This is a genomic window from Curtobacterium sp. 1310 (assembly GCF_017834105.1).
GTDB lineage: Bacteria > Actinomycetota > Actinomycetes > Actinomycetales > Microbacteriaceae > Curtobacterium.
Map to the genome: position 1 here is coordinate 95946 of NZ_JAFICY010000005.1, position 14540 is coordinate 110485.

The following is a 14540-nucleotide window of genomic DNA, read 5'->3' on the forward strand; positions in this document are numbered from 1 at the left end:
GGATGCTCGGGTGCATGTCCCCAAGGGTGACACGAACGTGCGCGCTCGGTACGATCGACGGGTCGCGACTGGCGTTGGATGGGTCACCATCGGGGAGCGACACCTGACACGGAGCGCGGCCGTACGCCTGGGCCGCGCCCACCCGTCCACCTCGTCGCGTCCGCGCGGCGACTCAGACAACGAGGAGTCCCGTGTCCATCACCGATCTGACGCCTGCCACCGCGCAGTCCACGTTCAACGCCCCGCTCGCCGAGGTCGACCCCGAGATCGCCGCCGTGCTGCAGAACGAGCTCGGCCGCCAGCGCGACACCCTCGAGATGATCGCGTCCGAGAACTTCGTCCCGCGCGCCGTCCTCGAGTCACAGGGCTCCGTCCTGACGAACAAGTACGCCGAGGGCTACCCGGGCAAGCGCTACTACGGCGGCTGCGAGTTCGTCGACGTCGCCGAGCAGCTCGCCATCGACCGGGCGAAGGCCCTGTTCGGTGCCGCCTACGCGAACGTGCAGCCGCACTCCGGCGCGAGCGCGAACGCCGCGGTGCTGCACGCCATCGCCTCCGCCGGGGACACGATCCTCGGCCTCGAGCTCGCCCACGGCGGTCACCTGACGCACGGCATGAAGCTCAACTTCTCCGGCCGCATCTACAACGCGGTGTCCTACGGCGTCGACCCGGAGACGTTCGAGGTCGACTACGACGACATCCGTGCGAAGGCCATCGAGCACCAGCCGAAGGTCCTCATCGCCGGCTGGTCGGCGTACCCCCGCCAGCTCGACTTCGCGAAGTTCCGCGAGATCGCGGACGAGGTCGGCGCGACGCTCTGGGTGGACATGGCGCACTTCGCCGGGCTCGTCGCCGCGGGCCTGCACCCGTCGCCCCTGCCGCACGCCCACGTCGTGTCGTCGACGGTGCACAAGACGCTCGCCGGTCCCCGCTCGGGCATCATCCTGTCCAACGAGGAGTCGCTCTTCAAGAAGCTGAACTCCGCGGTGTTCCCGGGCCAGCAGGGCGGTCCGCTCATGCACGTGATCGCGGCGAAGGCCACCGCGTTCCTGCTCGCCGGCCAGCCGGAGTTCAAGGACCGCCAGGAGCGCACGCTGCGCGGTGCCCGCCTGCTGGCGGACCGGCTCACGCAGCCCGACGCGAAGGCCGCCGGCATCGACGTCCTCACCGGTGGCACCGACGTGCACCTGGTGCTCGTCGACCTCCGTGCGTCCGAGGTCGACGGCAAGCAGGCCGAGGACCTGCTGCACGAGGTCGGCATCACCGTGAACCGCAACTCCGTCCCCTTCGACCCGCGCCCGCCGATGGTCACCTCCGGTGTCCGCATCGGCACCCCGGCGCTGGCGACCCGCGGCTTCGGCGACGCCGAGTTCACCGAGGTGGCCGACATCATCGCGCTGACGCTCATGCCGAACCCGGACATCGCAGCGCTCTCGGCACGGGTGAAGGCCCTGACCGACGCGTTCCCCCTGTACGCGTGAGCGCCGCGCTCCCACGTGAGCGCTGGGCGGGGGAGGGCAGTGCCGTCCGCATCGACGGCACCGCCCTCGCCGCGCGCACGCTCGACGACCTGAAGGTCCGCATCGACCGCCTGCACGACCACGGGTTCCGGCCCGGGCTCGGCACGATCATGGTCGGCGCGAACCCGGGGTCGGTGTCGTACGTCGCCGGCAAGCACAAGGACTCGGCACAGATCGGGCTCGACTCGGTCCGCATCGACCTCCCGGAGACCGCTTCGGCCGCCGACATCCGCGCCGCGATCCTGCAGATGAACGACGACCCCCGGGTCACCGCGTTCATCGTGCAGCTCCCGCTGCCGCAGGGCATCGACCCGATCCCGATGCTCGAGCTGATGAACCCGGCGAAGGACGCCGACGGCCTGCACCCGACGAACCTCGGTGAGCTCGTGCTCGCCGTGCCCGGTGGGGCCGGCACGATCGACGCCCCGCTGCCGTGCACCCCGCGGGGCATCGTCGCGATGCTCGAGGCCTACGACGTCCCGATCCGCGGGCAGCACGTGACGATCATCGGGCAGGGCCTGACGGTCGGTCGTCCGCTCGGCCTGCTGCTCACCCGGCTCGAGGCGACCGCCACCCTCACGCACTCGCTGACCGAGGACGTCGCCGCCGAGTGCCGTCGCGCCGACATCATCGTCGCCGCGGCCGGGGTCGCCGGGCTCGTGCAGCCGGACTGGGTCAAGCCGGGTGCTGCGGTCATCGACGTGGGCATCAGCCGCGTCGTCTCCCCGGAGACGGGCAAGGCAAAGCTGCGCGGCGACGTCGACCCCGCCGTGGCGTCCGTCGCCGGGTTCCTGTCGCCCACGCCGGGCGGGGTCGGGCCGATGACCCGCGCGATGCTCATGAAGAACGTCGTCGAGGCCGCCGAGCGCCACCTGCGGTAGCGCGACCCCGGTCGACCGAGACTCGGCCAGGCGGACACTTCCGTCCCCTGTGCAGGACGAAACTGTCCGCTCGGCCGAGTCTCGGTGTGCGGCTTCGGACGGGAGGCGCGGATCACCCCCGCCACGCGCCTCCCGCGGTGCTACGGTCACGCCATGGGGGACGAACGACAGCTGACCGAACCGGTGCTGCGCCCGCGGCCCGAGCCGTCGCAGCTCACGAAGGACGCCCGCTGGCTGGTCCTCATCGTGGTGCTCTGCATCCTGTTCCAGCAGCCCGGCTCGAGCTGGAGCACGACCTTCGTCCACGCCGGGCAGGAGTTCGACTTCCGGTCGTCGCCGGCCCTCGGGACGACGCTCCTGACCGTCGGCATCGCCCTCGTCGGGTTCGCCGTCGCGGTCGCCCGCCGAGGCGCGAGCCGGTTCGACGAGCACACCGTGATGGGACTCACCCTCGCCGGCGTGCTCGGCGTCACCGTGGCGGTGTGGCTGCTCATGCCCGTGCAGACGGCGTGGGTGCAGTGGGCCGTCGAGCACGGTCGGACGCACCCGTTCGTGCTCGGGAACGTCGTCGAGACGACGCGGTACGCCGACTACGGAGGCTGACCGGCGGGCCGGCGGGCCGGCGGGCCGGCGGGCCGGCGGGCCGGCGGGCCGGCGGGCCGGTCGGCCGCTCGTGGCCGTGCAGCGTGCAGCGCTCGCTGCAGACCGTCCTGGCCCCGCACAACGAGAAGCGGCTCGCGCCACGGGACTCCGTGGCGCGAGCCGCTTCCGGTTGTGCGGAAGCGCGACGCGCTGCCGCGCGTCAGTCGCGCCGGGCGCCCTGCGCGGCGTGCACCGTGAACACGGTGGGCTCGCGGTACCCGGCCGAGGCGAAGGCGGACATGACGGCGTCCGTGATCGCGCCACGGGCCTCCCGGTCGACCAGCGCGATCGCCGCACCGCCGAAGCCGCCACCGGTCATGCGTGCGCCGACAGCGCCGTGCGCCATCGCCGTCTCGACCGCCAGGTCGAGCTCCGGCACCGAGATCTCGAAGTCGTCGCGCATCGACGCGTGCGAGGCGACGAGCAGCTCGCCGATCGCGCGCGGACCCTGCTCGCGGAGTGTGCGCACCGTGTCGAGGACGCGCTGGTCCTCGGTGACGATGTGCCGGACCCGTCGGAAGGTCTCGTCGTCGAGGAGCTCCTGTGCGCGGGGCAGGTCCTCGACGGCGACGTCGCGGAGTGCCTCGACGCCCATGGCCGCAGCGCCGCGCTCGCACGAGTTGCGCCGGGCCTTGTAGCCGCCCGTCGCGTGGGCGTGCTGGACGCGGGTGTCGATGACCAGGACCTCGAGGCCGTTCGCCTCGAGCGCGAGGTCGACCACGGCGGTGTCGAGTGTGCGGCAGTCGAGGAAGACGACCGCGTCCTGCTCACCGAGCAACGAGGCGGACTGGTCCATGATGCCGGTCGGGGCGCCGACGGCGTGGTTCTCGGAGTACTGCCCGACGCGGGCGAGTGCCTTGCGGTCGAGGCCGAGCTCCCACAGGTCGGTGAAGGCGAGCGCGACGCCGCACTCGATCGCGGCGCTCGACGACAGGCCGGCGCCGACCGGGACGTCCGACTCGATGAAGACGTCGAAGCCGGTCTTGTCGGACAGGTCGGCTCCGGCCTGCTCGCGGAGCGCCCAGGCGATGCCGAACACGTAGGCAGACCAGCCCTCCATGTTCTCCGGTGACAGCGCGTCGAGCGAGAGCTCGTGCACCGCGTCCGGCTCGAAGGCCGACGCGACCCGGATCAGCCGGTCGTCGCGCTGCGCGATCGACGCCACCGTCCGGCGGTCGATCGCGAACGGCAGCACGTAGCCGTCGTTGTAGTCGGTGTGCTCACCGATCAGGTTGACGCGGCCGGGCGCGGAGTACCGCACCGCCGGCTCGTACCCGTAGACCTGCTGGAACGTCATGCGCGTTCGATCCCTCCTCGGATGAACTCGGCCGCCTTCTCGGGCACGAGGTCCCCGATCCAGGCGCCCATGGCGGCCTCGCTGCCGGCCAGGAACTTGAGCTTGTCCGCCGCGCGACGCGGGGACGTGATCTGCAGCATGAGCCGCACGGTGTCCCGCGCAGTGTGCACCGGCGCCTGGTGCCACGCGGCGATGTACGGCGTCGGGGTGTCGTAGAGCGCGTCGAGCCCGCGGGTGAGCCGCAGGTGCATGTGCGCCAGCTCGTCCTTCTCGGCGTCGGTCAGGCCGGCGAAGTCGGGGACGTGCCGGTGCGGCAGCATGTGGATCTCGATCGGCCAGCGTGCTGCGAACGGCACGAAAGCGGTGAAGTGCTCGCCCTGCAGCACCACGCGCTCGGAGGCGCGCTCGTTCGCGAGGTGCTGCTCGAACAGGTCGGGACCGAAGCGCTCGATCGACGCGAGGAGCCGCTGCGTGCGGGGCGTGACGTACGGGTACGAGTAGATCTGCCCGTGCGGGTGGTGCAGCGTGACGCCGATCGCCTCGCCCCGGTTCTCGAACGGGAACACCTGCTGGATGCCGGGCATCGCCGACAGCGCCGCGGTGCGGTCCGCCCAGGCCTCGACCACGGTGCGGGCGCGCGACTCGCTGATGGAGGCGAACGAGCCGCTCGTCTCGGGGGAGAAGCACACGACCTCGCAACGACCGACGCTCCGGAGCTGGCGGTTGAGCCCGACGTCGGACAGCGATCCGAGCGACTCCGGGCCGTCCTCGGCCTCGAGCAGGGGTCCGAACGAGGGCGAGCGGTTCTCGAACACCGCGACGTCGTAGCGGCTCGGGATCTCCGACGGGTTCGCGGCGGTCTGCGGCGCGAGCGGGTCCTGGTCGGCCGGCGGCAGGAACACGCGGTTCTGCCGGCTCGCCGCGATGGACACCCACTCGCCGGTCAGGACGTCCTGCCGCATCCGAGCCGTCTCCGGTCGGGGGTCGAGGACACGCTGGTCGATGCTGCGCTCGGCGGGCAGCTGCGTGTCGGCGTCGTCGAAGTAGATGAGCTCGCGGCCGTCGGCGAGCGTCGTCACGCGCTTGGTGATCACCGACCCACCCTACCGCGCTCGTGAAGCGTTGCGAAAGGCTCCGTAAGTGCGCGAAACTCGTGCCGTGGACGACGACCTCTCCTTCCTCGCCGGGTCGCTGCCCGCGCCGCTGCGGCAGGACCGCATCGTCTCCATCGTCGAGGGCGCGCCCGGGCTGGTCCGGACCGCCGCCCTCGCGGCGGCGCTGGGTACGAGCGAGGTGACCGTCCGCCAGGACCTCGCCCTGCTCGACCAGGAGGCCCGCATCCGGCGGGTGCGCGGCGGTGCGGTCCGCCTCGGGGTCGGTTCCACCGAGCGCCCCTTCGAGGAGACCGCCGTCGAGCACCAGGTGGCGAAGGCCGCGATCGGCCGCGCTGCGGCCGACCTGGTCCGGTCGGGTCAGTGCGTCGTGCTCGACGTCGGCACCACGCCCGCGGCGGTCGCGGAGGCCCTGGTGGCGCGGTCCGACCTGGTCGACGTCACCGTCGTCACGAACTCGCTCACCACCGCACTCGCGCTCGAGCGGGCGGTCCCGCGCTTCACCCTCGTCGTCACCGGTGGCACCCTCCGGCCGCTGCAGCACTCCCTCGTCGCGCCGTTCATGGGTGCCGTGCTGCCGATGATCGCCGCCGACCTGGTGTTCCTCGGGGGGACGGGACTCGACGTCGGGCACGGCCTGACGAACGTGAACCTGCCCGAGACCGAGGCGAAGCGGATGCTCGCCGCCGCGGCCCGGCGTACCGTCGTGGTGGCGGACGGCTCGAAGTTCGGCCGGGCCCACCTCGGTGTCGTCCGTCCGCTCGAGGACATCGACGTCGTCGTCACCGCCGGGGTCACGGCGGACGCGGTCGCTCCGATCCGGGCGGCCGGCGTCGAGGTGGTCGTGGCGGACGAGGACGGCCGTGCAGCACCAGACGGAAGGAAGTCGCAGCCATGACCGCAGCAGCACCCACCGGAGGGCAGTACCACCTCCGGCACGCAGGACCGGACGGGGTCGTCGAGGCCGTCGTCACCGAGGTCGCCGCGGGGATCCGGGAGCTCCGGGTCGCCGGGTTCGACCTGACCGAGCCGTTCCCGGTGACGTCGCTGCCGCCGGGCGCCGACGGCATCGTGCTCGTGCCGTGGCCGAACCGCGTCGCCGGTGCCGTCTGGGAGCTCGACGGGAAGCGGCAGCAGCTGGACGTCTCCGAGCCCAAGTACGGCAACGCCTCGCACGGGTTGCTGCGGTTCTCGCCGTACCGCGTGGTGTCGCAGACCGGGTCGTCGATCGAACAGCAGGCGACGATCCACCCGCAGCACGGCTGGCCCTTCACGCTCGAGACCCGCGTGCACCACGAGCTCGTCGACGACGGTGTCCGGGTGACCCACACCATCGTCAACCGCTCCGGCGTCCGCGCTCCGTTCGCGGTCGGCGCGCACCCGTACCTCCGTGCGGGCGACACCCCCGCCGAGGACCTCGTCGTCACGCTCGACGCCGCCACGGCGTTCACGGTCGACGAGCACAAGATCCCGGACGGCACGGTGTCCGTCGAGGGCACGCCCTACGACCTGCGATCGGGGCAGCGCGCCGGGGACGCCGACCTCGACACCGCGTACCGGGACGTCGCCGCCGACGAGCACGGCGTGCGCCGCACGTCGCTGCACGGCCCGGAGGGCGACGGCGTCGAGCTCTGGCAGGACGAGTCGTTCCCGTACGTGCAGGTCTTCACGTCCCGCGAGTTCCCCCGCGGCGACGGCACCGGGCTCGCCGTGGCGGTGGAACCGATGACCGCGCCCGCGAACGCCCTGAACTCCGGCGAGGGCCTGCGCTGGCTCGAGCCCGACGAGTCGTGGACCGGCACCTGGGGCATCCGCCGCGTCTGGTCCTGAGCGCCGCGGTCTCGCCTGGGACCGCTCTGCCGGATCCGGACCCGGACCCGGACCCGGACCCGGCCGGACCCGGTCGTGGTTCCTGGTCGCGAGACATGCCGCTCAGGTCCTCGGCCAGCGGCACGTCGTGCGACCGGAACGATCTCGGGCGGCGCGTTGTGCGACCAGGACGGCGGGCACGAGACCTGCGAACGCGAGATGCATGCGCAGCACGTGAGCGACCACGAGACCTCCGGACACGACGAAGGCCGCCCCGTCCGGGGCGGCCTTCGTCGTACGTGCTTCCGGTGCGTCAGGCGCGGCGCATGCGCAGCGCCTCGACCGCGAGGGACTCCGTGCCGTAGCGCCCGATCTCCTGTGCCCAGGCCGGGTCGTCGCCGCGCAGGGCCGTGTACTCCTTGCCCTGCCGGCACACGTAGCCGAGGACGGCGGTGGCGGTGGCGACCTCGACGAAGTCGGTGCGGATGTGCCGCGTGGTGACGCGGGCGTTCCGGCGGAGGGTGTCGAGGAGGAGCTGGTTGCTCATCGTGGTGTTCGTCGCTGCGGCGAGCTCGACGATGCGGCGCGCGTCACCGGTGGTGCTGGCCTGCGTGGCGTCGATGGGCTCGGTCACGGTGTACCCCGTTCGTTCTCTGGTGCTGCGGTGCTGTTCGGTCCGTGGATCAGGACCGGGAACGACACTATCGGCGCTGTTCAGGCAAACCGCTGAACAGGGTCTGGACTGTGCACAAGACGCACCATGAACATCCTGTGACGGAGTTGTACCCCGGTAGGCGTCTCACGAAGGAGGAGGTGGGCCCCGTGGGGCTCGAACCCACGACCCTCGGATTAAAAGTCCGGTGCTCTACCGACTGAGCTAGAGGCCCTCACCCGCAAGGCTAGCGGGTGAGGGCCTCCAGACGAGAACCAGTGCTGTCGGTCAGCTGCGGCGCCCGGTGAGCGTCCGCAGGAGCCACATGACCACCGCGATGACGAGCAGCACGATGCCGACCCACAGCAGGAACTTGAGGCTCGCGGTGAAGCCACCGACGAACAGCAGGACGACCGCGATCACGGCCAGGATGACGAGCAGGGCGTTCATGGAGTCTCCTCTTCTCAACGTCCGGGAGGAGTGCCTCCCTGCCGGAGCACGGTACCCGTGCGCGCCCCGTTGCGTTCGTGGCGAACGGGGGACGTGGGCGTCAGCGGCCGCGCCTACACTCGCCGGGTGTCTCGCGATCACCACCGTCCCGTCCACTTCACCGACCAGGAGTTCGCCGCGATCCAGGGCGGCGAGGACCCGGCACTGGTGAACCGTGTCGCGCACGAGACGGCGAACGCGCTGCTCCACCGCGTGCGGCAGGACCCGGACCCGGTGGTGGTCGAGCGTCTCGTGACGTACACGGACGTGCACGGCATCGATGCGATCGCCGAGCTGTGGGCCCGCGTGGGCGCGCACACGCTCCCGGGGGCACTGTGGCGCATCTACCTGGTGCGGGTCGTCATCCGGCAGAACCCGGAGGAGATCGCGTACTTCTTCGAGCGGGGCACGGAGCGGATCGGCACGATCGACGAGGCCGTCGCGGGTGCCGAGCAGCCGACGGGTCCTGCGGAGATCCTGACCCTGGCGGACCACATCCTGCACGGCCTCTACACGGGGGACCTCGCGGTGGCGCTCGACCGCGGCGCGGCGTTCTGCCGGCTGACCGCGGCGGGCGCGACCTCGGTGGCGGACGACGCCGACCTGACCGCGGGGGACCGCGCGAGCGAGCTGACGCGTCGGGCGCTGCGCTTGACGGAGCTCGCGGCCGACCTGACCGAGGCGGCGGCGCTCTGGCGTCGCGACAGCCTGGACTGAGCGAGGGGCGGGGCGGATCGACGCCGCGCCTCCAGACCGGCTACCGCCCACGCCGGATCGCGCCCCCGCTCGGACGTCACACGCCTGAGCACACGGGGCGACGTCCGGGCGAGGGCGGGGCGCAGCGACAGACCGCGACGGCGGACGGCGGACGGCGACGAGCAGGGCCTGCGACGGTGGACGGCCTGACCCGACCGCCCCCGGACATGCGAAGACCGGGCCGCAGAAGCGCCTCTCGGCGCGAGGCCGCTCGAAGCGGCGAATTTTGGAGCCCGGGGCTTGCTGCGGCCCGGCGAGATCGATTCTACGAGACACGTCCTGTGCACGTGGCCGTGTTCACTCTCGGTGGACACGTTGCGCGGTCGGGCGCGTCACGGACACACGCAGCCGCAGCGCACGCAGCCGCAGCGCACGCAGCCGCGCAGACGTCCCAAGCGCACAACCGCGCATCCGCACCCTGCACACCGGGCGGGCGGACGCGCAGCAGGCGACCAGCAGACACGAGCCGGACACAGTTCCTGCACCCGGGACGGGCACGTCGCCCAATCCGCTCGGGCGACGGTGCCGAACAGTTGGTGTGACGCTCCTCGCGGACGTCACAGCGAGGGCCCGCTCGACCCGGTCCGGTACCCGCCGGTCAATTCCCTGCGGGTCGTGCGGCCCTCGCCCAGACTCCACCGCCGCGAGGATCCGAACCACCCGAACCCGACCTGCGAAGTGATTGCACATGTCGGAACCGATGCCACCGAGAGGGGGGAAACCTGCAATGCTTGCGCTCGTGGAACACGACACCGAGGCCTGGAGCTCCACCGAGCCCACCCCCGTGTCGCCTGACGATCTGCTCGCCCGCGTCGCCTCCGGCGACCAGGCAGCCTTCTCTGACCTCTACGACGCCCTGTCGGGTCGTGTGCTCGGTCTGGTGACGCGACTCCTGAAGGACCGCGCCCAGTCCGAGGAGGTCACGCAGGAGGTCTTCCTCGAGGTGTGGCAGCAGGCCACCCGCTTCGACCGTTCGCGCGGCACCGCCGCCAGCTGGGTCCTCACCATGGCCCACCGACGAGCGGTCGACCGGGTCCGGGCATCGCAGGCGTCGCACGACCGGGACACCAAGATCGGCATCCGCGACCTGGAGTCCGGTTTCGACCAGGTCTCCGAGTCGGTCGAGATCCGGATCGAGCACGAACGCGTCAGCCGCGCGCTCGCCAAGCTCACCGAGTTCCAACGCCAGGCGGTGCAGCTCGCGTACTACGGCGGCTACTCGCACAGCGAGATGGCCGAACGGCTCGGTGTCCCGATCGGCACCGTCAAGACCCGTCTCCGTGACGGGATGATCCGACTCCGAGACGAGATGGGGGTGACGTCATGACCGAACGCCACGACGACCCTGCCCTGCTCACCGGGTCGCACGCCCTGGACGCCCTGTCGGACGACGAGCGCGCGCTCCTCGAGCACGCTCTGACGACGTCGCCGGAACTGCAGGCCGAGACGGACTCGCTCCGCGAGACCGCGCTGCAGCTCGCGTACGCCGTCGAACCGATCGACCCTCCGGCGTCGCTCAAGGCGTCGCTGATGGCACAGATCGCACGGACCCCGCAGGCCGCGCCGACGGACCGCACGGCGCCGGTCGCCGGCCTGGAGGCTCCGCTCGCCTCCGCCGCGTCCCCCGCGCCCGTCGTCGGAGCAGCTCCCGCCCCGGCGCCGGTCGCCGAGACCGGGAACGTCATCGGTCTCGGAGCGGCTGACGCCGCCGGGTACGCCGACGGTGCGGCATCCGCGAAGGCCCGCCGCCGCTGGTTCCAGCGTCCGGCAGCCGCCCTGTCCGCCGCAGCCGCCGTCGCCGTGGTGTTCCTCGGTGTCGGGCTCGGTGTCGGCACGAACTTCGGCCAGACCGAGGGGACCAGCCCCGGGACCACGCAGGCCTCCGGCACGCTCGACTCGATCTACGCCGCGTCCGACTTCCAGCGCACGACCGCGAAGGTCCCCGGTGGGGGCTCCGCGACCGTGGTCTGGTCGCACGACGTGGGCAAGTCCGCGGTGATCCTCGACGGCGTCGAGCAGGCGCCGCAGGGCAAGACGTACGAGCTCTGGTACATCGGCTCCGAGGGTGGCGAGATCGTCCCCGCCGGTCTGGTCGACGGCGCCCGCAACGGCGTGCACACGGCGGTCCTCGACGGCAAGCTCACGCCGGGTGCGGCGATCGGCATGACGGTCGAGCCGGAGGGCGGCTCCGACCAGCCGACCTCGACGCCGCTCATGGCCGTCCCCACGACCCAGGCGTAGCACCCGCAGGGACGAACGGCGGGCGGCGGATCATCCGCTGCCCGCCGTTCGTCCGTGCGGGGCAGCGGAGTGCACGACGGAGGCCCGGTGCGGTCCGTGGCGGACGTGCACCGGGCCTCCAGGCCGACCGTCAGGAGACGGACCGGGTGCCGATCACCCGAAGCGACCCGAGACGTAGTCCTCGGTCGCCTGCACCGACGGGTTCGAGAAGATCGTCGCGGTGTCGTCGAACTCGATGAGCTTGCCAGGCGCACCGGTCCCCGCGATGTTGAAGAACGCGGTCTTGTCGCTGACGCGCGACGCCTGCTGCATGTTGTGCGTGACGATCACGATCGTGAAGTCCTTCTTGAGCTCCTCGATCAGGTCCTCGATGGCGAGGGTCGAGATCGGGTCGAGCGCCGAGCAGGGCTCGTCCATGAGCAGGACGTCCGGCTGCACGGCGATCGCCCGGGCGATGCAGAGCCGCTGCTGCTGCCCACCGGACAGGCCCATGCCGGGCTTCTCGAGGCGGTCCTTGACCTCGTTCCACAGGTTCGCGCCCTGCAGCGAGCGCTCGACGACGTCGTCGGCCTCGGACTTCGAGACGCGCTTGTTGTTGAGCTTCACGCCGGCGAGCACGTTGTCGCGGATCGACATCGTGGGGAACGGGTTCGGACGCTGGAACACCATGCCGACCTGCCGGCGGACGAGCACGGGGTCGACGCCCTGGCCGTAGAGGTCGTCGCCGTCGATCTTGACGGAGCCCTCGACGTACGCGCCGGGGATGACCTCGTGCATGCGGTTCAGCGTGCGGAGGAAGGTGGACTTGCCGCAGCCCGACGGGCCGATGAAGGCGGTGACGGTGCGGGGCTCGATCGTCATGTCGACGCCCTCGACGGCCTTGAACTTCGAGTAGTAGACGTTGAGGCCGTCGACCTCGATGCGCTTGGACACGTGGTTTCCTCCGGGGTGGGTGGTCGTTGCCGCTCCGCTGACGCGGTGCGCGGGCGGGCCGTGCTGGCCGATGCTGTCGGCCGGAGCGCGGGCGCTCGGTGCTAGCGGGGGAGCTTGGGGGCGAAGAGTCGGGTGATGAAGCGGGCGAGCAGGTTGAGCACCATGACGATGAGGATGAGCACGAGTGCCGCGGTCCAGGCCCGGTCGACGAACGGCACCGGGTTGGCGCCCTGCTGCGAGTACTGCGTGTACGCGAACACCGGCAGCGTCATCATCGGGTCCTTGAACAGGTCGTAGTTCATGCTCGCGGTGAAGCCGGCCGTCACGAGCAGCGGCGCGGTCTCGCCGATGACGCGCGCGATCGACAGCATGACGCCCGTGGTGATGCCGGCGAGGCTCGTCGGCAGCACCACCTTGAGGATCGTCAGGTACTTCGGCACGCCGAGTGCGTAGGACGCTTCGCGGAGCTCCATCGGGACGATCTTCAGGACCTCCTCGGTGGAGCGGACGACCACGGGGATCATCAGCACGCTCAGGGCGATCGAGCCGACGAGACCGAAGCGGGCACCGGGGCCGAGGAACAGCGCGAACAGCGAGTAGGCGAAGAGACCGGCGACGATCGACGGGATGCCCGTCATGACGTCGACGAAGAAGGTGATGCCCTTCGCGAGGGCGCCCTTGCCGTACTCGACCAGGTAGATCGAGGTGAGCAGGCCGATCGGCACGGAGATGAGCGCGGCGAACAGCGTGATCTCGAGCGTCCCGACGAGGGCATGCAGTGCGCCGCCGCCCTCGGAGATGACACCGCGCATCGACGAGTTGAAGTACTGGGCGTCGAAGCGGGCGAGGCCGTCGGCCAGGACCGTCCAGAGCAGCGACACCAGCGGCAGCACCGCGATGACGAAGGCCGTGACCACCAGCGAGGTGATCAGCCGGTCGACCGCCTTGCGCCCGCCCTCGACGATGCGCGAGACGACGACGATGAGCACGTCGAACAGGACGGTGCCGAGGAACAGGGCGGCGACGACGTTGAAGTCCTTCACCGCACCGCCTGCGTTCAGCAGGGCGAAGACCGCGACCAGGGCGACCCAGGAGCCGACGAGGAGGAGCCACGGCACGGACTTGTGCAGCTTGCCGTTGGCGTAGACGTTGCCGGCGGCGCCGGTCTGACGGAGGGCGAGGGACATCGGGCGTGACCTCTCAGGAGACCCGCTTGCGCACGATGTAGCGCGCCAGCATGTTGATGACCAGGGTGATGACGAAGAGGATCAGGCCCGACGCGACCAGTGCGTTCAGGGCCGTGCCCGACGCCTCGGCGAACTGCAGGGCGATGTTCGCCGCGATCGTCGAGGGGTTGAGCGACGTCAGCATCTGGAAGGTGACGTTCGTCGAGACCGACAGCACGAGGGCGATCGCCATCGTCTCGCCGAGCGCACGACCGAGGCCGAGCATGATCGCCGACACGATGCCGGACTTCGCGAACGGCAGGACGGACAGGCGGATCATCTCCCAGCGCGTGGCGCCGAGGGCGAGCGCGGCCTCCTCGTTGAGGGTCGGCGCCTGCAGGAAGATCTCGCGCATGACCGCGGTCATGATCGGGATCGCCATCACCGCGAGGACGATCGACGCGGTCAGGATCGTGCGGCCGGTACCGGACACCTGGCCGGAGAACAGCGGGAACCAGCCGAGGTACTCGTTGAGGAAGCCGTAGAACGGCTTGAGGAGCGGCGCGAGGACCACGATGCCCCAGAGGCCGTAGACGACCGACGGCACCGCGGCCAGCAGGTCGATGACGTACCCGAGCACCGGCGCGATGCGGCGCGGTGCGTAGTGCGAGATGAAGAGCGCGATGCCGAGGGAGAGCGGGACGGCGATCACGAGCGCGATGAGTGCCGAGTAGACGGTGCCGAAGACGAGCGGACCGACGTAGACCCAGAAGTTCGAGGCGTTGTTCGGCAGCTCACCGACCTTCGCCGAGAAGGCCGGGAGGCTCTGCCACACCAGGAAGGCGGCGACGAGCACGAGCACGAAGAGGATCAGGCTGCCGGCGACCACCGAGGCGGTCGAGAACACCCGGTCGCCGACGCGGACGACGGCCTTCGGCTTGGCGGGGGAGACGGTGGCCCCTGGCTGGGCCGGTGCGGTCGTCATGGGACTCCTGTCGGAGGGGAGGCCGGGCTCGTGGAGGAGCGGCCGGGGGAGGCGACG

Annotated in this window: 15 protein-coding genes, 1 tRNA gene and 1 riboswitch; of the genes, 8 read left to right on the forward strand and 8 right to left on the reverse strand. The window is 71.2% G+C overall.

Annotation, left to right across the window (positions count from 1 at the left end; genetic code table 11):
- Positions 1-54: 54 nt before the first annotated feature.
- A riboswitch (ZMP/ZTP riboswitch) is annotated at positions 55-140 on the forward strand.
- A gap of 51 nt (positions 141-191) precedes the next feature.
- From glyA to JOD95_RS13155, 3 genes are all read left to right on the forward strand, one after another.
- Entirely contained in the window at positions 192-1481 is a 1290-nt protein-coding gene (gene glyA, locus JOD95_RS13145; protein WP_374109584.1) for a serine hydroxymethyltransferase, read from the forward strand.
- Positions 1478-2401 (forward strand): tetrahydrofolate dehydrogenase/cyclohydrolase catalytic domain-containing protein, encoded by a 924-nt coding sequence (locus JOD95_RS13150; protein WP_066656755.1) that lies wholly within the window; start codon positions 1478-1480, stop codon positions 2399-2401. The genes glyA and JOD95_RS13150 overlap by 4 nt, the downstream gene beginning before the upstream one ends.
- 153 nt (positions 2402-2554) lie before the next feature.
- Entirely contained in the window at positions 2555-3004 is a 450-nt protein-coding gene (locus JOD95_RS13155) for a hypothetical protein (protein ID WP_066656753.1), read from the forward strand.
- A 199-nt stretch (positions 3005-3203) separates the two neighbouring features.
- On the opposite strand, the gene galK is transcribed toward JOD95_RS13155, so the two are convergent.
- Both galK and galT read right to left on the reverse strand, forming a co-directional pair.
- A complete protein-coding gene (gene galK, locus JOD95_RS13160) occupies positions 3204-4340 on the reverse strand; it encodes a galactokinase (RefSeq protein WP_209685382.1) in 1137 nt (378 codons plus the stop codon).
- Complete coding sequence (gene galT, locus JOD95_RS13165; RefSeq protein ID WP_209685384.1) at positions 4337-5434, reverse strand: galactose-1-phosphate uridylyltransferase; 1098 nt, start codon at positions 5432-5434, stop codon at positions 4337-4339. Before galT ends, galK begins: the two co-directional genes overlap by 4 nt.
- A gap of 64 nt (positions 5435-5498) precedes the next feature.
- On the opposite strand from galT, the gene JOD95_RS13170 reads away from it, so the two are divergent.
- Positions 5499-6350, forward strand: coding sequence for a DeoR/GlpR family DNA-binding transcription regulator (locus JOD95_RS13170; protein ID WP_209685386.1), 852 nt, complete (start codon positions 5499-5501; stop codon positions 6348-6350).
- Entirely contained in the window at positions 6347-7282 is a 936-nt protein-coding gene (locus tag JOD95_RS13175) for an aldose 1-epimerase family protein (RefSeq protein WP_209685388.1), read from the forward strand. The genes JOD95_RS13170 and JOD95_RS13175 overlap by 4 nt, the downstream gene beginning before the upstream one ends.
- A 292-nt stretch (positions 7283-7574) precedes the next feature.
- On the opposite strand, the gene JOD95_RS13180 is transcribed toward JOD95_RS13175, so the two are convergent.
- From JOD95_RS13180 to JOD95_RS13190, 3 genes are all read right to left on the reverse strand, one after another.
- Positions 7575-7895 carry a hypothetical protein gene (locus JOD95_RS13180; RefSeq protein WP_066656746.1) on the reverse strand — a complete coding sequence of 107 codons (321 nt, stop codon included), beginning with the start codon at positions 7893-7895 and terminating at the stop codon, positions 7575-7577.
- A gap of 180 nt (positions 7896-8075) precedes the next feature.
- Positions 8076-8148, reverse strand: a tRNA-Lys gene (locus JOD95_RS13185).
- Between the two features lie 53 nt (positions 8149-8201).
- Positions 8202-8363, reverse strand: a complete 162-nt coding sequence (locus tag JOD95_RS13190; RefSeq protein ID WP_139197360.1) for a DUF2207 domain-containing protein — start codon at positions 8361-8363, stop codon at positions 8202-8204.
- A 126-nt stretch (positions 8364-8489) separates the two neighbouring features.
- Here JOD95_RS13190 and JOD95_RS13195 point away from each other — a divergent pair, with 126 nt between their 5' ends.
- The 3 genes from JOD95_RS13195 to JOD95_RS13205 all read left to right on the forward strand — a co-directional run bounded on the left by JOD95_RS13195 (position 8490) and on the right by JOD95_RS13205 (position 11399).
- Positions 8490-9119, forward strand: a complete 630-nt coding sequence (locus JOD95_RS13195; protein ID WP_209685390.1) for a DNA-directed RNA polymerase subunit beta — start codon at positions 8490-8492, stop codon at positions 9117-9119.
- 766 nt (positions 9120-9885) lie between these two features.
- Positions 9886-10485, forward strand: a complete 600-nt coding sequence (locus JOD95_RS13200; protein WP_066656745.1) for a sigma-70 family RNA polymerase sigma factor — start codon at positions 9886-9888, stop codon at positions 10483-10485.
- Positions 10482-11399, forward strand: coding sequence for an anti-sigma factor domain-containing protein (locus tag JOD95_RS13205; RefSeq protein WP_209685392.1), 918 nt, complete (start codon positions 10482-10484; stop codon positions 11397-11399). Before JOD95_RS13200 ends, JOD95_RS13205 begins: the two co-directional genes overlap by 4 nt.
- A 153-nt stretch (positions 11400-11552) precedes the next feature.
- On the opposite strand, the gene pstB is transcribed toward JOD95_RS13205, so the two are convergent.
- The 3 genes from pstB to pstC all read right to left on the reverse strand — a co-directional run bounded on the left by pstB (position 11553) and on the right by pstC (position 14483).
- Positions 11553-12332, reverse strand: a complete 780-nt coding sequence (gene pstB / locus JOD95_RS13210; protein WP_066656740.1) for a phosphate ABC transporter ATP-binding protein PstB — start codon at positions 12330-12332, stop codon at positions 11553-11555.
- A 101-nt stretch (positions 12333-12433) separates the two neighbouring features.
- On the reverse strand, positions 12434-13519 hold the full coding sequence (gene pstA / locus JOD95_RS13215) for a phosphate ABC transporter permease PstA (RefSeq protein WP_209685394.1): 1086 nt from the start codon (positions 13517-13519) through the stop codon (positions 12434-12436).
- Between the two features lie 13 nt (positions 13520-13532).
- The gene (gene pstC / locus JOD95_RS13220) at positions 13533-14483 is read right to left on the reverse strand and encodes a phosphate ABC transporter permease subunit PstC (RefSeq protein ID WP_066656736.1); all 951 of its coding nucleotides are present in this window, start codon (positions 14481-14483) and stop codon (positions 13533-13535) included.
- Positions 14484-14540: the final 57 nt, after the last annotated feature.